Raw genomic sequence first — 19,097 nt, 5'->3', positions numbered from 1 at the left:
ATATTTATATGATGACGCAGTTGCCGTGTTTCCCCCATGACTGGCGCAACATTTTATGGGAACCAAACGCATACTGCCATGAAAAACGCTTTTCGCCTTCTCCTCCTTGCCCTTCTTCCCCTTTTCTTCTTTTCTGCCTGCAAAGGCGGTGGTGACATGAAAGAGCCGGTTGCTGCTGTTGATGCTCTTCATCCCTTCGAGGGGGTGATGCGGATGACAACGACCATGCCGGGAACCGGTTCGGCTGCCATGACCATCCATATCGGCAAGGAGGGTATTCTCACGGAAACGGAAACGACTCTTGCGGGTCTTTCGGGTCATATGCCGGTGAGGGTTCTTTCCCTGAATTCAGCTCCCGACCGTATCTATATGCTCAATGATGCGGCGAAGACCTATATGGAATTTGATACTGCGGCAGTTCCGGCAGCGGATTCAGCTGATGCTGCTGTTCCTTTCAGGGATGCTGTTGTGGAGCAGCTGGGAACGGAAACGGTCAATGGCTACCGGTGCAGCCATATCCGAATCAGCAGCATCGGCAGCGAGGAGGCTGTGGAAATGTGGCTGAATCCTGATCTGCTCGGTTATTTCACCTATGCCCGGATGCAGGCTTCGGGTCGCGAGTCGGTTGCTGCGCTTGCCGCAAAGCTGAAGGCTGAAGGCATTGATGGCTTTCCCGTAAGAACGCTGCATGTCAGGTCGGGTATTGTGACTGATCTTGTGAGTGTGGACAGGACGGTCCCTGATCCTGCGATGTTCGCCATACCTGCGGGGTACACGAAAACTGAGATGCCGGATATGGGCAAGGGAGTGCTTTCCGGTGAGAACCTTGAGAAGATGAAAGAGGCGGCCGAACAGATGCAGCAGCAGCTCATGAAGCGCTGAAGTGGGGGCTGGTTGCTCTCTGGTGTGTTGTTCCTTAGAGCTCGCCGAGATATGTTTTTATTGACTGGTGGAGCTTGAGGCCGAGTTTTTTGTGCATGCGGTAACGGATGCTTTCCATGCCTCTGGTGCTTATGCCGACCGATCGCGCTATTTCAATGGTGCTGTAGTTGAGCTTGATGAAGAGGGCTATTTTCAGCTCACGGCGGTTCAGACCGGTATGTTTTTCCTGCAGCCGCAGAATGAATGCATAGTCTGAGCGGGTGAGATCAACGCCAAGATGCTCTTCAAGTTTCTGCTGATCGGCCAGCTGCAGGCAGATTGAGGTCATGGACCTTCTTTTTTCCGGGTCAATGGGGAGTGCGTGCAACTGGTCGAGCAGCACAAGGAGTGCTGATCGACTGTTGCCCCGGGCGCCGGCGACCCGTTCCAGTTCAGCATCATTGTTTTTTACGGTCTGTCGGAGGCGGGCAACCTCATTCTGCAGGTCTGCTGCGTTCCGTGTGTTTGCCATGGTAGTTCCGGTTGGTTGTGGTTCACTCGCCTACCCCATATACTCTATGCATAATACAGAAAAGTTTTCAGATTTTCGTCCATCCGACAGCTTTTTTACTGTTTTTTGATTTGTTTGGGGGATTTGAGCCCCCTTTCCGTTTCCGCGCTGTGATGTGCTATATTTGTTCAGGAGATTTTGTTCATGTAACCCTGGAGAAGCTGCTATGGCGATGAAGGTGGAGATACGGGATGGGAAGCTGTGTATTGAGATTGATCTTGAGAAGCCGACTCTTTCCTCGTCAGGGAAGACGCTTGTGGTTGCCAGCACCCGGGGCAATGCGGTGACTGATGTGCTGGTGGATGGCAAGCCGGTAACAATCGGGCTGAATGCTTATATCAGCAAGAAGGGGTAAGGCCTATGATTATGCTTTCACGGGTTCGTTCAGGGTCGCCATTGGACTTTTATGTGCCTGATTTTTCAGTGCCTCTGCCGCTTCCGGTGGCGGGTTCGGCTGTTGCTGCGGGGTTTCCTTCGCCGGCTGAAGACCATGAGGAGATGTCGCTCGACTTGAACAAGGCGCTTATCCGTCATCCTGCGGCTACTTTTTATGCGCGGGTGAAGGGGAGCTCAATGATGGATGCGGGCATTGAGGATGGGGATCTGCTGATTATCGACAAGGCTCTTGAGCCTAAAGATGGCGATGTGGCGGTCTGTTTCATTGACGGAGAGTTTACGGTGAAGCGCATTCGTCTGGAGGACGGGGATCTGTTCCTGGTGCCGGCAAATCCTCTGTTCCAGCCTGTGCGGGTGACGGAGGAGAATGAGTTTCTGGTGTGGGGGATTGTGAGCTATATCATCCATAAGCCGCGGTAGGGGTGGGAACTATGTTTGCCCTTGCGGACTGCAATAATTTTTATGCTTCGTGCGAGCGGGTGTTCAACCCGGCTCTTGAGGGCGTTCCGGTGGTTGTGCTTTCCAACAACGACGGGTGCGTGATTGCCCGTTCGGCTGAGGCCAAGGCGCTTGGCATACAAATGGGTGAGCCGGAGTTCAAGTGTCGCGAGAGGCTTCGGCGGGGAGGGGTGGAGGTGTTCTCCTCGAACTATGCGCTTTATGGGGATATGTCGTCACGGGTAATGACTACCCTGACGGGACTGGTGCCGGAGATAGAGGTCTATTCCATTGATGAGGCGTTTCTGGATATGAGCGGGTTCGGCCGGTTTGATCTTCCTTCGTATGCGGAAGAGATGCGTCGGACGGTGAGGCGGCATACGGGCATTCCCATAAGCATTGGCATTGGGCCCACCAAAACGCTGGCGAAGGTTGCCAACCGGATGGCCAAGAAGAACCCTGCCTCTGGCGGGGTTGTGGTGCTGTCTTCGCCGGAGGATATTGCGGCGGCTCTTCGTGCAATGCCTGTGGAAGATGTGTGGGGTATTGGCAGGAAGTGGAGCCGTCGGCTGCAGGAGCGGGGAATTATGACGGCCGGGGATTTTGCGGCGGCTTCAGCTTCATGGGTCAGGATGCAGATGCATGTGGTGGGAGCGCGGGTGCAGGCGGAGTTACAGGGGGCCTCGTGCCTGCCTCTTGAGCTGGTACGGCCGGTGAAGCAGAGCATCTGTACTTCGCGTTCGTTCGGGCGGAGCGTTGTGCTTCTTGAAGAACTGCATCAGGCGGTGGCAACTTTTTCGGGGCGTTGCGCCGTGAAGCTCAGAGCAGAAGGGCAGCTGGCGTCAATGGTGACGGTGTTTATTGGAAGCAGCCCGTTTGCCGGTGAGGGTGGGCGGTGCTGGTTGAGCCGGACGGCTGCCCTCGGGGCGCCTTCAATGGATTCGTCGGTGATTCTGAAAACAGCGGCAGGAATGCTGGAGGGGCTGTTCCGGGAGGGGATTGAGTATCGCAAAGCCGGGGTGATGCTGAGCGGAATGGTATCGCGGAACCAGCCGGAAACGACTATGTCGCTCTTTGAAGAGAGGGCGGACGAGGATCGCGGCACGAGGCTGATGGCGGTGATGGATGAGGTCAACAGGCGTTATGGAAAGTCGTCGATACGGTTGGCGGCGGAGGATATGAATGCGTGGAGGCCGGTGCAGCAGCGTCTTTCACCGCGGTGCAGCACGCAGTGGGATGAAATTCTGACGGTGCGGTGAGCTTTTCTTCCTGGTGTGGTGTTGAGGCATAAACCAGAAAACGGCCTTTCGGCCGTTTTCTGGTGAGCATGCTTCCCCCATTACGCATGCTCCACCTCATTTGCATGAGGCTTTTTCCTTTTCCGCTTTAGCGGCGATTATCCATTATCTGCATCCTCGTCTTCTATGAGTTCAACAGGGCAGCAACGGTACTCCTGAGCTTGGTCGAGCAGTTCAATTTTGCGTTTCAGGAGTTCATTTTCAAGCTGGCGCCGCTCAAGGTCGAGTTCAATCTCTTTTTTAAGCGAAGCCTCACAGGTATCGCACTCATCAAGGCACCCTTTCACGATGATTCCCGGAGTGGGAAGAATTTCCGTCCGTTCCCATGAGAGTTCAGCAATTATTTTTTCTGACACCAGTCCGGTTTTGCGGTCAATCAGCCCTGCTTCCATAAGCTCGTTATCAACAGCTTTGATTGCGGCGTCGCGGGTTACTATGCTGTATGTCGGTTCGCTGAGGTCTGCTGTAACAGGTGTTGCCGTTGCTGCCGCGTAAGCGAAGGACTTATTGGATGATAAGCCCAGTCCCGATTTTGCTGCCTGCTGATGCTCAGCTGCGCTGGTATAGGCTACATGCTCAATCTGCAGGCGATCTTTGTTGGCTGCAGTAATATACTGGGGTTTGACCATAATGCGGCCGGTTGTATCAGGGACCACTTTCTGGTATGCCCCCGTGGGTACTTTGGGGTCGTCAACGCGGCGTTCTATGGCTTTGAGCCTGAACGACACGGTCTGGGTTTTGTTGATTTTGTGGAACAGGTAGGTTACTGCATGACACCGGTTCGGGTTACGGAAGCTGCGTGAGGAGGATTCATAGTGCGCTTCCGATTCTCCTTCAGCGTGTGTCCGCTGCTCAACTTCTCCAATTGCCGTGGAGCTTGCTGCTCTGACACCGGCTGCCGCATAGCTTGATGCAGCGTGGGCATGCTGTGATATGTTTCGGCTGAAGTCATAGGTTGATTTGGAGTCATAGCTGCCTCCGCCTCCTCCACCACCAATTTTGACGATTCCAAGGTTGAGGCTGGCGCCTCCGCCCCCTTTTGCCCATGAACTTTCAAAGGATGAATCAGCCTGAACTTCGTCGCTTGCCGTGATGTCGCTTATGGCCTCGGCCATGGCGTGCGTGTAGTATGACTCTTCTGATGTTGTTTCATGGCGGTAAGAGAGCTGCGATTCAGAGTCATATGACCACCGCGTGTGGCGGTCGCTGGTGAAGAGCCGTACCTGTTCGCCGGGGAGAAGGGTCGTGGAGTATATGGGGTCGCTAATGGTCAGGGGACCGGTGCACCGCGTCAATTCAAAATGAAGCACAACTTCCACTGGCACCCGCTGTGTGTCTTTTCCTGCTTTAGCCTGAAATGGCAGGCGGTAACGGAATGAGAGTGTGTCGCATACTGGTTTTTCCTGCAGTTCCGGGCAGCATTTGATTGCAGCTGCGCTTGTCCCTATGGTGCTCGTGGCCATAATCGTATCCCCCTCTTTTGGTTGATAGAGCTGCAATAGCTCCTTGCAGGGCCATTGAACAGTAACTGAAACCTTTACGACTGCTTGTTTAGATGGTATGGGGATGCAGGGGTTTTTGTGCGCAGGAAACGGGGGTTATTCCTGAAGAGCTGTCTGCATCTTGACTTCAAGTGTATTGTATATATTTTTTTGTCTTCTGTCAAGACATATAGATATAAAAAATTCATTTTTATTCCTGGCGGCACAAAAGCTTTGCTTGGTTTCATGATTACGGGTTCTTATATTACCGCATAGTAATATAGCGATTAAGTTATCTTTCGGGTGCTCTGTCGCGTCAACATTCATTTTGGCAGTCGCTTTGGCTGCAAAACAGGAGGCTTTCAGCATGGCAAAGAACATTGTTGTTTTGGGTGGTGGAACGGCAGGAACCATTATTTCCAATAATCTGCGAAGGCATCTGCCTGATGAGTGGACGATAACTGTCATCGATCGTGATGACCGGCATATTTATCAGCCGGGTCTGTTGTTTGTGCCTTTTGGGCTACAGAAATCAAAAACGCTGGTAAAGCCCCGCCAGAAGTATTTTCTGCCCGGTGTAACATTTGTGATGGACGAAATCACCCGTATTGATCCCGAGAAGAAGAGTGTGAAGACGAAGAAGCATGAGTTTGTGTATGATTTTCTTGTCATCAGCACCGGCTGCAAGGTTGTGCCGGAGGAGAATGATGGCTTGCTTGATGCATGGGGCAAGAATGCGTTTACCTTTTATTATCTGGAGGCGGCCGACATTCTCCACGAGAAACTCAAGGAGTTTGATGGCGGAAAGCTGGTGATGGATATTGCCGAGCTGCCTTTCAAGTGTCCGGTTGCGCCTATTGAGTTTGTTTTTATGGCGGACTGGTATTTCAAGAAGAGAGGGATCCGCAAAAAGGTGGAGATTGAGCTGGTGACTCCGCTTCAGGGTGCGTTTACCAAGCCGAAGGCATCGGCTGTGTTCAGCCGGTCGGCAAAAGAGAAGAATATCAAGATTACGACTGGTTTTGAGCTGAACCGGGTGGATGGCAAGGGGAAGTACATTGAGTCGGTTCAGGGCGCAAAGGTTGATTATGATATGCTGGTGGTTGTGCCTACCACAATTGGCGACAAGGTGATCAGTGATTCGGGGATGGATGACGGCATTGGCTATGTACCCACCCACCAGAACACGCTGCAGGCGCTGAAGCACGATGGGGTCTATGTGATTGGCGACGCTACCAATGTGCCGACTTCAAAGGCGGGTTCGGTTGCGCATTATGAAGCCGATGTGGTGGTGTTCAATATTATGGCGGAAATTCACGGGGTAAAGCCTGAGGAGATTTACGACGGCCATTCCACCTGTTTCATTGTGTATTCAAAAGGAACTTCCTCCCTTATCGACTTCAACTACAAGATTGAGCCTCTGCCGGGCAAGTTTCCCGCTCCCCATCTTGGCCCTTTCAGTCTGTTGAAGGAGACCAAGGCAAACTGGTACGGCAAGTTGGCGTTTGAGCCGCTTTACTGGAATGTGCTTCTGGGGGGCCGCCATCTGGGCATGCCTCCCACGCTTGTGATGGCAGGCAAAGAGGTGGGGTGAGAAAAACGGCAGTTCGGTTTGCATTAACATGAGCATATGCTTATATAGAAGTTCATGTTGAGTGGCGTACAGGAGGCGAAGAAAGCGGGTGTCGGGAATTATTCAGCACTTTTCCGTGTACTTGTACTTGTGGTTGCTCAAAGACCGTGTCTTCCATAATAATTGAAAAGAGAGTCCGTCTATGGCAAAGGTTGTCGTTTTAGGCGCTGGCGTTTCAGGACATACCTGCGCTTCATTCCTCAAGAAAAAGCTTGGGAAGAAGCATGAGGTTGTCGTAGTGACGCCCAACAGCTATTATCAGTGGATACCGTCAAACATCTGGGTTGGAGTGGGGCAGATGACGATTGACGATGTTCGTTTTGAACTCAAGAAAGTGTATGATCGGTGGGGTATTGTCTACAAGCAGGCAAAAGCCCTTGAAATTCATCCTGAAGGTGATGCTTCCACCGGGAGGGGGTTCGTTACCATAGAATATACAGATGCTGATAATGCCGGCACTCGGGAGAATGTTGAGTATGATTATCTGGTGAATGCCACCGGCCCGAAGCTGAACTTTGAGGCTACCGAGGGGTTGGGTCCTGATCAGAACAGTTACTCTGTCTGCACCTATTCGCATGCGGCCCACGCATGGGAGCATCTGCAGGAGAGCATTAAAAAAATGCAGGCGGGGGAGAAGCAGCGTTTCCTCATTGGTACAGGTCACGCAATGGCTACCTGCCAGGGTGCGGCGTTCGAGTATATCCTGAACATTGCGCATGAAATTTCTACCAGGGGGCTCAGCAAAATGGCTCAGATCACCTGGATTTCCAATGAGTACGAGCTTGGTGATTTTGGAATGGGCGGCGCGTTTATCAAACGCGGTGGCTACATTACTCCCACCAAGGTGTTTACCGAGTCGCTCCTTGCAGAGTACGGGATCAACTGGATCCGCAGGGCGGGCGTCTACAAGGTTGAAGAGGGCAAGGCCCATTACGAGACCCTGGATGGTGAAGACCATGTGCAGGAGTTCGATTTTGCAATGCTCATTCCTGCGTTTTCCGGCGTCGGCATGACGGCATTCGACCGCGAAGGCAATGACATTACCGATACGCTGTTCGCGCCCAACAAGTTCATGAAGGTTGATGGAGATTACTCCCAGAAGCCCTTTGAAGACTGGTCTGCTGATGACTGGCCGAGCACTTATCAGAACCCGACTTACGGTAATATCTATGCGGTTGGCATTGCATTCGCTCCTCCGCATGCCATTTCCAAACCGATGACAAGCGAGAAGGGCCGCGCGATTTTCCCGACTCCTCCCCGTACCGGTATGCCTTCGGGTGTTATGGGTAAGATTACGGCGCTCAATATTGCCGAGCGGATCCATGGCGCAACAGAGCATGCGCATAAGGCCTCAATGAGCCGTATGGGCGCAGCCTGCATTGTGTCGGGCGGGTTCGGTTCGTTTACCGGTCTGGGTGCGTCAATGACTGTGTTCCCTGTGGTTCCCGACTGGGACAAGTATCCTGAATGGGGCCGCGACATGAAATATTCTGTTGGCGAGGCGGGTCTTGCGGGCCATTGGCTGAAGGTGCTGCTTCATTACCTCTTCTTCCATAAGGCGAAGGGCTATCCGTTCTGGTGGCTTATTCCGGAGTAGTGTGACTGCGGGATACAGAGACAGAAACATATAACCATTCAGACAGAGACAATCATGAATAAATATCACATAAAGGCATATTTCGATGAGGCATATCCTCCCGTGCCCGAAAAGTCGACGCTGTTCTGGCGGAAGTTTGTGCCGTGGCAGTTCATTCGCTTCATCATTCTTAATGTCAAGATGATGCGCATTGTTGTAGGCGGCCACTCCTGATTTTGGTGTAGGGGAGCCTTTTCAGGCTTCCCTCCTGAAGAAAAGAGATAATGGGATCAGAGCAGGCGGGCAGGAGATGCCGTTTCAGCCTGTAGGGCCGGTTACCGGTAGGTTGTCATTTCGCTGAGCGACTTGCGGTTTTTTGGTACGGGAGTGAAGTCTTTCGTGGGGTAGCCGAGGGGGGTGAAGGCGAAAATTTCTTCTTTTTCATCCATCCCGAGAGCGTTTTTCAGAACCTGAAGGTCGAATGCGCCTATCCAGCAGGTGCCGACGCCTTCTTCTGCTGCGGCCAGAATCATGTGGTCGAGCGTTATGGCCAGGTCGGTTTCAAGTGAGTTATAGCTGTCGGCTGGACGGACCCAGGCGTTTTCATACCGTCCACTGACAATGAGAATGGCGGGGGCTGTATGGAACCAGTTGCGGGAGTAGCATGCGTGTACTTTTTCAAGCATGGCGGGTGTCTGCACAAGGGTAAAGTGCCATGGCTGAAGGTTTTTTGCTGAGGGGGCAAGCCGACCTGCTTCAAGAATGCGGCCTATTACCTCATCGGGGATTGGGTCTGTTCTGAAGCTGCGGGTGCTGCAGCGCTCTGCTGCAAGTTGAAGGAAGCTCATGGCTTTCGTCTGTTTGCTTTTCATGCGTGGTGGATACCACCGAAATCTTTTGATATGCTGTGAAACATCTTGTTCGTTGCCGTCTGCATGATCATCGACATGCCGGCATTGGTCATTGTCCGGATGATTGGCTCTGGCAGAATCCGGAACGCAGGATAGAGGACGAAGCTGACATCTATTCTGAGATCAAAGTGGACTTTGGTTTTTTCGGGTTCCATGGCCTCCATCACCATATCGGCAAATGCTTTGCCTTCAAAAACATGGTTTTTCGGGTCATCCACGGGGTTGGAAAGCTGGTGGTGGTTCCATTTGATTTTTCGGCCGACTGTGTGGCGGCTGATTGTGTCGTCGTCAAGTTCCGCAGGATCAAGAGTCTGGAGCTCTTCAGGCAAAGCTACGAGCAGTTCATGTGACTGATGGACATAAAAAAGGACATCAAACGGGTTGTTCTGGGGGTCGGTGACGCGGAAGTGCCACCGGTAGACATCCTCTTCGTCGGTGAGCTCTACATTGTGGCAGAAGGGGTTGAATCCCAGGATTTTTTTCTGGTCTGAGAGGTAGTCAACCGTGCGCTCGAAGGGAGCGGGAAAAATCCATTCACCTTTGCTTTTGCCTGTGGCTTCCATTTCCATTCTCTTGTGCGCCCTCTCTTCCTTCTAGGTTAATGGTTGTCTTGCGGGTGTTACTGCTGGGCGGCCTGAAGCCGCTCGGTCTGGTCGTGCATTTTCAGGGCGTCGATGAGCTCGCCGATCTCCCCCTGCATGAACTGCGGAAGTGCGTGCGTGGTGAATCCTATGCGGTGGTCGGTCACGCGTGACTGGGGGTAGTTGTATGTCCTGATTTTTGCGCTGCGGTCTCCTGTTGCCACCATGGTGCGGCGAAGGTCGGCCCGTGCCTGCTGCTGCTCGGCAAGCTGAATGTCGAACAGCTTTGCTCTGAGCATTTTCATGGCTCTTTCCTTGTTCTGGAGCTGTGAGCGCTCTTCCTGGCATGCAGCCACCATGCCAGTGGGCATATGGGTGATGCGTACGGCGGTTTCCACCTTGTTGACATTCTGCCCCCCCTTGCCTCCGCTGCGGTAGGTATCTAAGCGCAAATCCTCTTTTCGGATTTCCACATCAACCTCTTCGGCCTCAGGCAGCACTGCAACGCTTGCGGCTGAGGTGTGGATTCTCCCCTGGGTTTCTGTGTCGGGTACGCGCTGTACGCGGTGCACACCGCTTTCGTATTTCATTGTGCCGAATACATCGTGGCCGGTAATGGAGATGGTTGCTTCACGAAATCCCCCGGGTACGGAGCTTTCATTATAGTCAAGCATCTGGAAGTTCCATCCCTGTTTTTCAGCATAGCGCTGGTACATGCGAAAAAGGTCGGTTGTGAAAAGTGCGGCCTCTTCGCCTCCGGTACCTGCCCGGATTTCCAGAATGACATTGCGTGAGTCGGCTTCGTCCTTGGGAAGCAGTAGTACTTTGATTTCCTGCTCAAGAGCGGGTATCTGGCGCTGCAGTTCCTCGATTTCCTCCTCCACAAGCGCTTTCATCTCCTGATCCTGTTCGTTCTTCAGGAGCTGGCGGGAGTCTTCGAGCTGCTTTTTAATATGGGAGTAGCGATCATAGGTTTCAACAATTTCCCGCAGGTCGCTGTACTCTTTGTTGAGTTTTCTGAATCGCGTCTGGTCACCGGCTGCATCGGGGTCGGCGAGCAGACGCTCAAGGTCGAGGTGGCGCTCTTTTATGGACTGAAGGTTGTCGAACATGTGTTCAGCCGGCGGCTCAGGGGTTCAGGATGTCGTTGATGAGAATGTAGGCGAACAGTGTCAGGAGAAGCACCATGCCGATCTGCTGGATGCGCATTTTCACTGCAAAGGGGATTTCACGACGGATAATGCCTTCCACGGCATTGATTGCGAACTGGCCGCCGTCAAGTGCTGGGATAGGGAGCATGTTGATGATGGCCAGCGATATGGAGAGAACGGCAAGGAAGAAGAGGAAGCTGACTGGCCCCTGCTCTGCGCTGCGGTTGGCAATTTTGGCGATTTTGATGGGGCCGCCAACTGATTTGCGGAAGTCTTCCTGCCCGGAAAAAATTTTGCCGAATCCCTGGACGGTAAGGGCACTCATTTTCCATGTTTGAGTAAAGCCACTGGCAACGGCAGCAGGAAAGGAGAGTTTGACGCGCTCTGTGGTTGCAGGCTGGCGGAGCATGATGCCGATTTTGCCGTCTTTTCCGGGGGTGATTGCGGCGGAGAGGGTGGCTGCACTGTCTTTCCAGGTGAAGTTCAGTGCTTTGCCGGGGTGCGATGAAATAATGCCGACAACCTCAGTCCAGTCTGAAACAGCGTCGCCCCCAATTGCCGTAATGAGGTCACCCGGCTTCAGTCCACCCTGTTCAGCGGGGTTTCCTGCCATGACCTGGTCAATGACAGGAGGGACAATCGGGCGAATGCCAAATCCTTCTGCTTCGTTGAGTTTTGTGAGAATGTTCTTGGGGGCACTGATGGTGAATGTTGTGCCGTTGCGAAGAATGGTGTAGGTAAGGGCACCGGCAGTGAACCGTTCGGGATCAAGTGCGTCTTCCCATGTGGCAACGGGGGTTCCGTTGGCTTCCACAAAGCGGTCGCCGGTTTTGAGACCCATCTGGTCAAAAATGGATCCGGTTTCCACGAAGGCCGGGGTAGCCGTGCTGGTGCGTGATTCACCGAGGGTGTAGGTGACGCCAATGAATATTGCGGCGGCAAGCAGAAGGTTCATGGTGACACCTCCTGCCAGCACGATGAGGCGCTGCCATACCGGTTTGGCGCGGAACTCCCATGGCTGGGGCGCGGAGGCTTCAAAATCGGTGTCGAGGCTTTCGTCAACCATGCCGGCTATTTTTACATAGCCCCCAAGCGGAAAAACGCCGAGGCCGTACTCTGTATCACCGATCTTCTTTTTCCACAGCCGCATGTTATAGAAGTCGAACCCGATGTAGAACTTGTCGACCCTCATGCCGAAGAGCTTGGCTGTCAGAAAGTGGCCGAGCTCGTGGACGGTGACGAGAATGAATATGGCTACAATGAAAAAGAATATCGTGCTCAGAAAGTCCATGATTGTTGTCGTTTATCGTATCAGTGGTTCATCAATGCTTCAGGAAGAAATAAAGGTGCTGGCAGTTTGACGGGCCCATCGGTCGGCATGGATGTATTCGTCAAGCTCCATCGGGGTGTAGGCTTCGTGCGCCTGCATGGTTTTGTCGACGGTGTCGGCAATGTCGGTGAACCCGATTTGTTTGTTGAGGAATGCGGCAACGGCTATTTCGTTGGCTGCGTTGAGGACTGCCGGGTAGGTTTTGCCGGCCTTGAGGGCGTCGAATGCAAGCTGGAGCGCGGGAAAGCGAACCATGTCGGGCTCTTCAAAGGTGAGGGTGCCGATTTCTGCAAGGTTGAGTTTTTTGACGCCGCTTTCGCTCCGCTCGGGATAGGAGAGGGCGTAAGCAATCGGGGCGCGCATGTCGGGGGATCCAAGCTGGGCGATGACGCATCCGTCTCGATATTCAACCATGGAGTGGACAATGCTCTGGGGGTGGACAACAACGCCTATTCTGTCGGCGGGCATGTTGAAGAGCCAGTGGGCTTCAATGACTTCAAGCCCCTTGTTCATCATGGTTGCTGAATCAATGGTGATTTTTGCTCCCATAGTCCACTGCGGGTGCTTCAGGGCCTGCTCGGGACCGGCTTTTTTCATCTCTTCCAGCGGCGTGTTGCGGAAGGGGCCACCTGAGGCTGTAAGGATGATGCGCTCCACATCTTCAGCACGGTGGCCGAGGAGCGACTGAAAGATTGCTGAGTGTTCGCTGTCTACCGGAAGGAGCTCGACGCCGTTCTGCTTGACCAGGTCGGAAACCAGCTGGCCGGCTACAACAAGGGTTTCCTTGTTTGCAAGGGCTATGTCTTTTCCTGCCTTGATCGCCTTGATGGTGGGTGTGAGGCCTGCAGCGCCCACAATGGCCGACACCACCATGTCCGACCCTTCGGCGGCGGCAACGGTTCCTGCTCCTTTAATGCCGTGGACGATTTCGGGGCGGTCGGCTGGGCCGAGAAGGGTTTTCAGTTCGTCGGCAGCGTTCTCGTCCCTTACGGAGACTATTGTGGGCCGGAACTCTTTGATCTGTTCGGCAAGCGCATGCACATCGTGGCCTTCTGCAAGACCGACAACACTGAAACTCTCTTTATGCCGGCGGACGACATCGAGGGTGCTGAGGCCGATTGAGCCTGTACTGCCGAGAATGGAGAGAGCTCTCATAATGGTGGAGACAAAAGGTTGCAGGGTTTACTTGCCGTAAAAAGCTGAATTTAGCCTTTTTCAGCAAGGCTTACAAGAAGCAGGCCGTTCCCGGTGGAGGAACGGCTTTTTCTTTTTGTTTTTCTCGGAAATTAAGGTATAATAAGCCCCCTCAAGGGTCTCTAGCTCAGTTGGTTAGAGCAACTGGTTTACACCCAGTAGGTCGGGGGTTCGAATCCCTCGGGACCCACCAGTCTCAATTCTCAGAAGCATTTCTCGACTCCTTCAGCCGCTCTGCGGCTGCCTGGAGCTCCAGCAGTTCCTCTTCACTGATTTCCGGATCCTTTCCGTTCGAGTCTGCTGCAGGTATTTCCGGCTTCTCTTCTTCGGGTTTTTCGCTGCAGTCCACTTCGTGTTCGGAGTTTCCTCCGCCGGGACGCTTTCCGAGTATTTCCTCTATCTGGCAGTACTGAAGCATCTCTTTGGCAAGCAGTTCTCCGGCAAGCCGTTCAAGTTTGTCGCGGTTTTCTTCCAGCAGCGCCCTGACGCTTGCAGCAGCACTTCCCACAATCTCTTTTACCTCCTGGTCAATCAGGTGGGCGGTCTCTTCTCCGTACTTCTTCTCCATGCCCGGCGCCCCATAGTAGGGGTTGTTGCTTTCGTAGAAGGAGAGGTTGCCGAGTTTTTCGCTCATGCCGTACACGGTGACCATGTTGTAGGCTATGCCGGTGATTTTTTCAAGGTCGTTCTGGGCACCGGTTGAAATTTCTCCAAACACGGCCTCTTCTGCCAGTCTTCCGCCAAGGAGCCCGCAGATTCTTGCCCAGAGCTCTTTTTTGGTCATCAGGTAGCGGTCTTCCAGCGGTATGTTCATGGTGTAGCCGAGCGCGCTCATTCCGCGGGGAACAATGGATATTTTCTGCACCGGATCGTTTTCTGCCATCATCCAGCTTACAATTGCATGGCCTGCTTCATGGTAGGCGACAATCCGTTTTTCTTTGGGGTTGATGACCTTGTTCTTTTTCTCAAGGCCGGCAACAACCCGCTCAATTGCGTCTTCGAAGTCTTTCATTTCAATGCTCTCCTTGTTCCGGCGTGAGGCCAGAAGAGCAGCTTCGTTGGCAGCATTGGCAATTTCAGCACCGGCAAATCCCGGGGTTTGCGAGGCAAGGGCCTTCAGGTTCACATCGGGCGAGAGCGAAAGCTTGTTGGTGTGCACCCTGAAGGTGTCCATGCGCCCTTTCAGGTCGGGTTTGTCGACCATGATCTGGCGGTCGAAACGGCCGGGGCGCAGCAGGGCGGGATCAAGCACATCGGGGCGGTTGGTGGCGGCCATGAGGATAACCCCCTTGTCGGTGGCAAACCCGTCCATTTCAACCAGCAGCTGGTTCAGGGTGTTTTCGCGTTCGTCGTTGCCTCCCATCATGGCCCCTTTTCCGCGGCTGCGGCCAACAGCATCAATTTCATCAATGAAGATGATGCAGGGGGCTTTTTCCTTTGCCTGTTTGAAGAGGTCGCGGACTCGTGCTGCGCCAACGCCGACAAACATTTCAACGAAGTCGGAACCGCTGATGCTGAAGAAAGGGACATCGGCTTCTCCGGCAACGGCTTTTGCAAGAAGGGTTTTCCCTGTTCCGGGAGGGCCGACGAGCAGCACTCCTTTGGGAAGTTTTCCGCCAAGTCGGGTGTATTTTTTCGGATCCTTGAGGAAGTCGACTACCTCCATCACCTCAGCCTTTGCTTCATCAAGCCCGGCTACATCGGTAAAGGTGATACGGGTGTGTTCGTCAAGGTTTTCGTAGAGGGCCGCCTTGTTTTTGCTGATGTTCATGAACTGGGCTCCGGGGCCGCCGGCTCCACCCATGCGTCTGAAAATAAAGAAGTAGAGGCCGAGGAGCAGGGCGAAAGGGAGAATCCACTGAATGAGTTCGCCTATCCAGGTGGTGCCGGGAGTCCCCTCATATGTGACGCCGTGTTCTTCAAGCAGCGCTGTGAGCCCTTCGTCGCGCACGGGGTTGACCTCAACCTCGTTCGGGTTCTTTTTTCCGGTCGGCAGAAACTGGCGGGTTGGCTCGTTTTTTTCTTCAACCACGGGCAGGCCGCTGTCCACACCGGGCTTGAGGGTGACATAGAGTTTTTCCGGTGCAATCTTTACCGATTCCACCTTATTTTCAACTACAAATGTCCGGAACGAGCTGTAGGGAATTTCGCGGGTTGACCCTGACCAGAAAAAAGCAAGCTGTACGCCGATGAGAAGCAGAATTACCGCCACATAGTACATCATGGGGAGTTTCGGCCGCTTTTCGGTGTTTTCGGGTTCTGAATTATAGGGATTTGAGGGCTTCAGAGAATTTTTTGGCATCGATTCTGACAGTCATTATTATAATTGCATCGTATCATCTCCACCGAACGCTGATTCGGGGCAGTTTCCAATTTACTGGAATCTTCCATTAAATGAAGCATATCGTTGGAAAACATATCATATATTAGTTGATGAATCAATGCTTTCGGGTGGTTATTAGTTGCACCCCCGGTGGAGGGTGGTCTTGAGTCTTTTGTTGTAACGATCATGAAGAAAAAGAGTTATGAGTGCAGCCCGTAACAAGGCAAACCAGCGGATTGCAGCGCTGAAATCACTGCTGTGTGTTGGTCTCGATACTGACCCGGGGAAGATTCCTGAGGTTTTTTCATCCTGCCCGAATCCTGTTTTGGAGTTCAATCGCTCAGTCATCAGGGCTACCTGCGATTCAGCGGTATCATATAAAATCAATACGGCATTCTACGAGTCGCGGGGCATTGAGGGTTTGCGCGACATGGAGGCGACCCTTCGGGAGATTCCCGGGGAGTGCCTTACCATTGCAGATGCCAAGCGGGCCGACATCGGCAATACCAGCCGGATGTATGCCCGTGCTTTTTTTGAGCATTGGTCTTTTGATGCAATTACGGTTGCTCCGTATATGGGAGAGGATTCGCTTGAGCCGTTTTTCTCCTACAGCGACAAGCTGGTGTTTGTGCTCTGCCTCACCTCCAATGCCGGTTCGGCTGATTTTGAGGAGCAGCAGCTCGAGGGCGGAGAGATGCTTTACCACAGGGTTCTCGACAGGGTTTCGGGTTGGAGTTGCGGCGGCAATGGGGGCGTGGTTGTGGGCGCGACGAAAAGCGCAATGCTTGCCGATATCCGGAGCAGGGCTCCGGGGCTGTTTTTTCTGATACCGGGTGTGGGTGCGCAGGGCGGGTCGCTGGAGGAGGCGGCTGAAGCGGGCGTTGACGCCGACCGGTGCAGCGCGCTCATCAACATCAGCCGGAGTCTTATCTATCCGGCCGGCACTTTTGGCTCCATAGGGGAGTATGAGGAGGCAGTTGCCCTTGAAGCCCGCCGTGTGCACGAGGCTGTCAGGAAGGTACTGTAGATTTTTTCAGGCAGCGGATAGCTGCCGGGTCATCTAAATGATTGGAATGCCATGTGTGGAATTGTTGGATACATTGGAATGCGCGAAGCTGCACCGATTCTTCTTGCCGGTCTGCAGCGGCTTGAGTACAGAGGGTATGATTCTGCAGGAATAGCGCTGCAGAACGGGGGGCTCCCGTTCATGAAGCAGAAGGGCAGCGTTGGCGCTCTGCAGGCGGCTTATGAAGAGTCGCCCGCAAAGATGGCGGGAGCGACGCTTGGCATCGGCCATACCCGTTGGGCAACCCACGGCGACCCCAGCGACCGCAACGCCCATCCACACATGAACACCGATGAAGATATTGCTCTCATTCACAACGGCATTGTGGAGAACTATTCCCTGCTTCGCAAGGAGCTGATCAGCGAGGGGTATGTATTCCGCAGCGATACGGATTCAGAGGTTCTGGTCCATCTGGTGGACCGCATCTGGAAAACCGACCCTTCCCTCGGCCTTGAGTCTGTGGTGCGTGCAGCGCTGCGCCATGTTGAGGGAGCGTACGGGCTCTGTGTAATTTCTCCCCGTGACCCCGATAAAATAATTGTTGCCCGCAAGGGCAGCCCTCTGGTCATCGGCATTGGTGAAGGTGAGTATTTCATTGCTTCCGATGCTGCTCCCATTGTGGAGCATACCAATAAGGTGGTTTATCTGTCTGATGGTGAAATGGCAGTGGTTACCCGTGAGGGTTATCAGGTCAAAACCATTGAGAATATTGAGACTGAGAAGGTTGTTACCGAGCTCGACTTCTCGCTTGAAAAAATTGAGAAGGGTGGCTTTGAGCATTTTATGCTGAAAGAAATTTTTGAGCAGCCCGAGGTCATGCGCGATGTGATGCGCGGCCGGGTAAGAATTGAAGAGGGACGGATAGTGCTGGGCGGTATTGAGGATTATCTCGACCGGCTCAAGCAGGCAAAGCGGATTGTCATCTGCGCCTGCGGCACCAGCTGGCATGCGGGTCTTATCGGCGAGTATCTCATTGAGGACTTTGCCCGAATTCCGGTTGAGGTTGATTATGCCTCGGAGTTCCGGTACCGGAACCCTATCATTGGTCCTGACGATGTGGTGATTGTCATATCGCAGTCGGGTGAAACCGCCGACACTCTTGCTGCTCTTCGTGCGGCAAAAGAGAGGGGTGCCATGGTGATGGGCATCTGCAATGTGGTTGGCTCCACCATCCCCCGCGAAACCATGTGTGGCATCTACACCCATGCAGGTCCGGAGGTTGGTGTTGCGTCAACCAAGGCCTTTACCGCGCAGGTGATTGTGCTCTATATGCTTGCTCTTGCGCTGAGCAAAGGGAGGACCATTTCGCATGATGAAATGCGTCTCAATCTGAAGGAACTGTCGCAGGTTCCCGGGCATGCGGCAAAAATTCTGGAGCTGGACGCCCAGATTCAGACGATTGCTGAAAGCTTCAAGGATGCGCGGAACTTTCTCTACCTCGGTCGCGGCTACAACTTCCCTGTGGCTCTTGAGGGTGCACTGAAACTCAAGGAAATCTCCTATATCCATGCCGAGGGGTATCCTGCGGCGGAGATGAAACATGGACCGATTGCCCTGATTGACGAGGACATGCCGGTTATCTTCATTGCCACGCGCGACAGCTCATACAACAAAATTCTCAGCAACATTGAAGAGGTCCGGAGCCGCAAGGGCCGTGTGATTGCCATTGCCAGCGAGGGCGACACCGAGGTTGCCCGTCTTGCCGAACATGTCATCTACATTCCCCAGGCCTCTGCACAGATTATGCCGCTGCTCACGGTCATTCCTTTGCAGCTGCTCTCTTACCACATTGCCGCCCTCCGCGGCTGCAATGTGGACAGGCCGCGCAATCTCGCTAAATCGGTGACAGTGGAGTAATGGCAAAACGCATCAAGATGGATGAAGACGAGCGCTTCTCAGGCGTTCTTGCCGACCTGGAGGCAATCAGGCAGGATATTCTGGAGAGCGGCCGCCTGGTAGAGCTTACCGGTACAGAGGATTGTGATTTTGCTGTTGCCTTCGACCGTTATGGCCGTGGAAACACGGCTGAGCCTGCGATTTTCATCAAAATCCAGTCAGCCGGGGATTTTGATGTCGATGACGGAAGACTGGACGATTTTGAGGATTTTGTTGTCAGCCGGATTTCGGACGCTTCGCTTGAGTGGACGATGGAGGTGAAGGAGCTGCTGGGCGACGACAGGCTGGTTGTTCTTCTCATCAATGGCGAGGAGTGTTGAAGAGTACTGCTAAATTCCTTTCGTTTTTCCCTTCCGGGGTGCTATCTTCAGTATGAAGCCCCTTTGCAACC

Annotated in this window: 18 protein-coding genes and 1 tRNA gene; 11 read left to right on the top strand and 8 right to left on the bottom strand. The window is 53.4% G+C overall.

Features of this window, described 5'->3' with window-relative positions; all coding sequences use genetic code 11:
* The first annotated feature begins 78 nt into the window (after nt 1-78).
* Nucleotides 79-882, top strand: coding sequence for a DUF4412 domain-containing protein (locus EKD02_RS06365; protein WP_185805706.1), 804 nt, complete (start codon nt 79-81; stop codon nt 880-882).
* Between the two features lie 34 nt (nt 883-916).
* Here EKD02_RS06365 and EKD02_RS06360 read toward each other — a convergent pair whose 3' ends face one another.
* A complete protein-coding gene (locus EKD02_RS06360; protein ID WP_126342648.1) occupies nt 917-1,393 on the bottom strand; it encodes a helix-turn-helix transcriptional regulator in 477 nt (158 codons plus the stop codon).
* Between the two features lie 205 nt (nt 1,394-1,598).
* Between EKD02_RS06360 and EKD02_RS06355 the strand changes: the two genes are divergently transcribed.
* Genes EKD02_RS06355 through EKD02_RS06345 form a run of 3 tightly spaced genes read left to right on the top strand, consistent with a single transcriptional unit; the run spans nt 1,599 to nt 3,525 of the window.
* Complete coding sequence (locus EKD02_RS06355; RefSeq protein ID WP_011889380.1) at nt 1,599-1,787, top strand: hypothetical protein; 189 nt, start codon at nt 1,599-1,601, stop codon at nt 1,785-1,787.
* A 5-nt stretch (nt 1,788-1,792) separates the two neighbouring features.
* Nucleotides 1,793-2,248 (top strand): LexA family protein, encoded by a 456-nt coding sequence (locus tag EKD02_RS06350; protein WP_126342646.1) that lies wholly within the window; start codon nt 1,793-1,795, stop codon nt 2,246-2,248.
* 11 nt (nt 2,249-2,259) lie between these two features.
* Nucleotides 2,260-3,525: a Y-family DNA polymerase gene (locus EKD02_RS06345; protein ID WP_011889382.1), complete on the top strand. Its 1,266-nt coding sequence runs from the start codon at nt 2,260-2,262 to the stop codon at nt 3,523-3,525.
* A gap of 137 nt (nt 3,526-3,662) precedes the next feature.
* Here the strand turns inward: EKD02_RS06345 and EKD02_RS06340 are convergent, their stop codons facing one another.
* Nucleotides 3,663-5,027: a hypothetical protein gene (locus tag EKD02_RS06340; protein WP_126384565.1), complete on the bottom strand. Its 1,365-nt coding sequence runs from the start codon at nt 5,025-5,027 to the stop codon at nt 3,663-3,665.
* A 385-nt stretch (nt 5,028-5,412) separates the two neighbouring features.
* On the opposite strand from EKD02_RS06340, the gene sqr reads away from it, so the two are divergent.
* The 3 genes from sqr to EKD02_RS06320 all read left to right on the top strand — a co-directional run bounded on the left by sqr (nt 5,413) and on the right by EKD02_RS06320 (nt 8,488).
* Complete coding sequence (gene sqr, locus EKD02_RS06330; RefSeq protein WP_126342638.1) at nt 5,413-6,639, top strand: type III sulfide quinone reductase, selenoprotein subtype; 1,227 nt, start codon at nt 5,413-5,415, stop codon at nt 6,637-6,639.
* 181 nt (nt 6,640-6,820) lie between these two features.
* Complete coding sequence (locus EKD02_RS06325) at nt 6,821-8,275, top strand: NAD(P)/FAD-dependent oxidoreductase (RefSeq protein WP_011889385.1); 1,455 nt, start codon at nt 6,821-6,823, stop codon at nt 8,273-8,275.
* 54 nt (nt 8,276-8,329) lie between these two features.
* The gene (locus EKD02_RS06320) at nt 8,330-8,488 is read left to right on the top strand and encodes a hypothetical protein (protein ID WP_011889386.1); all 159 of its coding nucleotides are present in this window, start codon (nt 8,330-8,332) and stop codon (nt 8,486-8,488) included.
* Between the two features lie 101 nt (nt 8,489-8,589).
* Here the strand turns inward: EKD02_RS06320 and EKD02_RS06315 are convergent, their stop codons facing one another.
* Genes EKD02_RS06315 through EKD02_RS06295 form a run of 5 tightly spaced genes read right to left on the bottom strand, consistent with a single transcriptional unit; the run spans nt 8,590 to nt 13,382 of the window.
* Nucleotides 8,590-9,102: a nitroreductase family protein gene (locus tag EKD02_RS06315; RefSeq protein WP_041469984.1), complete on the bottom strand. Its 513-nt coding sequence runs from the start codon at nt 9,100-9,102 to the stop codon at nt 8,590-8,592.
* Nucleotides 9,103-9,122: 20 nt separating this feature from the next.
* Nucleotides 9,123-9,734 (bottom strand): DUF1997 domain-containing protein, encoded by a 612-nt coding sequence (locus EKD02_RS06310; protein WP_126342636.1) that lies wholly within the window; start codon nt 9,732-9,734, stop codon nt 9,123-9,125.
* 50 nt (nt 9,735-9,784) lie between these two features.
* Entirely contained in the window at nt 9,785-10,858 is a 1,074-nt protein-coding gene (prfA, locus tag EKD02_RS06305; protein ID WP_011889389.1) for a peptide chain release factor 1, read from the bottom strand.
* A gap of 16 nt (nt 10,859-10,874) precedes the next feature.
* Entirely contained in the window at nt 10,875-12,188 is a 1,314-nt protein-coding gene (gene rseP, locus EKD02_RS06300; protein ID WP_126342634.1) for an RIP metalloprotease RseP, read from the bottom strand.
* A gap of 39 nt (nt 12,189-12,227) precedes the next feature.
* Nucleotides 12,228-13,382 (bottom strand): 1-deoxy-D-xylulose-5-phosphate reductoisomerase, encoded by a 1,155-nt coding sequence (locus EKD02_RS06295; protein ID WP_126342632.1) that lies wholly within the window; start codon nt 13,380-13,382, stop codon nt 12,228-12,230.
* Between the two features lie 155 nt (nt 13,383-13,537).
* On the opposite strand from EKD02_RS06295, the gene EKD02_RS06290 reads away from it, so the two are divergent.
* Nucleotides 13,538-13,614: transfer RNA gene (locus EKD02_RS06290), tRNA-Val, on the top strand.
* Nucleotides 13,615-13,617: 3 nt separating this feature from the next.
* Here the strand turns inward: EKD02_RS06290 and ftsH are convergent.
* The gene (gene ftsH / locus EKD02_RS06285; protein WP_126342630.1) at nt 13,618-15,723 is read right to left on the bottom strand and encodes an ATP-dependent zinc metalloprotease FtsH; all 2,106 of its coding nucleotides are present in this window, start codon (nt 15,721-15,723) and stop codon (nt 13,618-13,620) included.
* 223 nt (nt 15,724-15,946) lie between these two features.
* On the opposite strand from ftsH, the gene pyrF reads away from it, so the two are divergent.
* Genes pyrF through EKD02_RS06270 form a run of 3 tightly spaced genes read left to right on the top strand, consistent with a single transcriptional unit; the run spans nt 15,947 to nt 19,026 of the window.
* Nucleotides 15,947-16,771, top strand: coding sequence for an orotidine-5'-phosphate decarboxylase (pyrF, locus tag EKD02_RS06280; RefSeq protein WP_126384562.1), 825 nt, complete (start codon nt 15,947-15,949; stop codon nt 16,769-16,771).
* A 51-nt stretch (nt 16,772-16,822) separates the two neighbouring features.
* Complete coding sequence (gene glmS, locus EKD02_RS06275) at nt 16,823-18,667, top strand: glutamine--fructose-6-phosphate transaminase (isomerizing) (RefSeq protein WP_126384559.1); 1,845 nt, start codon at nt 16,823-16,825, stop codon at nt 18,665-18,667.
* On the top strand, nt 18,667-19,026 hold the full coding sequence (locus EKD02_RS06270; protein ID WP_126342628.1) for a hypothetical protein: 360 nt from the start codon (nt 18,667-18,669) through the stop codon (nt 19,024-19,026). Before glmS ends, EKD02_RS06270 begins: the two co-directional genes overlap by 1 nt.
* Nucleotides 19,027-19,097: the final 71 nt, after the last annotated feature.

This window comes from Chlorobium phaeovibrioides, from assembly GCF_003968655.1.
In the GTDB taxonomy this organism is placed as follows: domain Bacteria; phylum Bacteroidota; class Chlorobiia; order Chlorobiales; family Chlorobiaceae; genus Chlorobium; species Chlorobium phaeovibrioides.
Note: the sequence above shows the minus strand (reverse complement) of the source record. Positions and strands in the feature narration are given on the sequence as shown.

Excerpts from the sequence above, each read along its gene's own strand:
- EKD02_RS06365 (WP_185805706.1), top strand. The coding sequence starts at position 79 with ATGAAAAACGCTTTTCGCCTTCTCCTCCTTGCCCTTCTTCCCCTTTTC.
- EKD02_RS06360 (WP_126342648.1), bottom strand. The coding sequence starts at position 1,393 with ATGGCAAACACACGGAACGCAGCAGACCTGCAGAATGAGGTTGCCCGC.
- EKD02_RS06355 (WP_011889380.1), top strand. The coding sequence starts at position 1,599 with ATGGCGATGAAGGTGGAGATACGGGATGGGAAGCTGTGTATTGAGATT.
- EKD02_RS06350 (WP_126342646.1), top strand. The coding sequence starts at position 1,793 with ATGATTATGCTTTCACGGGTTCGTTCAGGGTCGCCATTGGACTTTTAT.
- EKD02_RS06345 (WP_011889382.1), top strand. The coding sequence starts at position 2,260 with ATGTTTGCCCTTGCGGACTGCAATAATTTTTATGCTTCGTGCGAGCGG.
- EKD02_RS06340 (WP_126384565.1), bottom strand. The coding sequence starts at position 5,027 with ATGGCCACGAGCACCATAGGGACAAGCGCAGCTGCAATCAAATGCTGC.
- sqr (WP_126342638.1), top strand. The coding sequence starts at position 5,413 with ATGGCAAAGAACATTGTTGTTTTGGGTGGTGGAACGGCAGGAACCATT.
- EKD02_RS06325 (WP_011889385.1), top strand. The coding sequence starts at position 6,821 with ATGGCAAAGGTTGTCGTTTTAGGCGCTGGCGTTTCAGGACATACCTGC.
- EKD02_RS06320 (WP_011889386.1), top strand. The coding sequence starts at position 8,330 with ATGAATAAATATCACATAAAGGCATATTTCGATGAGGCATATCCTCCC.
- EKD02_RS06315 (WP_041469984.1), bottom strand. The coding sequence starts at position 9,102 with ATGAGCTTCCTTCAACTTGCAGCAGAGCGCTGCAGCACCCGCAGCTTC.
- EKD02_RS06310 (WP_126342636.1), bottom strand. The coding sequence starts at position 9,734 with ATGGAAATGGAAGCCACAGGCAAAAGCAAAGGTGAATGGATTTTTCCC.
- prfA (WP_011889389.1), bottom strand. The coding sequence starts at position 10,858 with ATGTTCGACAACCTTCAGTCCATAAAAGAGCGCCACCTCGACCTTGAG.
- rseP (WP_126342634.1), bottom strand. The coding sequence starts at position 12,188 with ATGGACTTTCTGAGCACGATATTCTTTTTCATTGTAGCCATATTCATT.
- EKD02_RS06295 (WP_126342632.1), bottom strand. The coding sequence starts at position 13,382 with ATGAGAGCTCTCTCCATTCTCGGCAGTACAGGCTCAATCGGCCTCAGC.
- ftsH (WP_126342630.1), bottom strand. The coding sequence starts at position 15,723 with ATGCCAAAAAATTCTCTGAAGCCCTCAAATCCCTATAATTCAGAACCC.
- pyrF (WP_126384562.1), top strand. The coding sequence starts at position 15,947 with ATGAGTGCAGCCCGTAACAAGGCAAACCAGCGGATTGCAGCGCTGAAA.
- glmS (WP_126384559.1), top strand. The coding sequence starts at position 16,823 with ATGTGTGGAATTGTTGGATACATTGGAATGCGCGAAGCTGCACCGATT.
- EKD02_RS06270 (WP_126342628.1), top strand. The coding sequence starts at position 18,667 with ATGGCAAAACGCATCAAGATGGATGAAGACGAGCGCTTCTCAGGCGTT.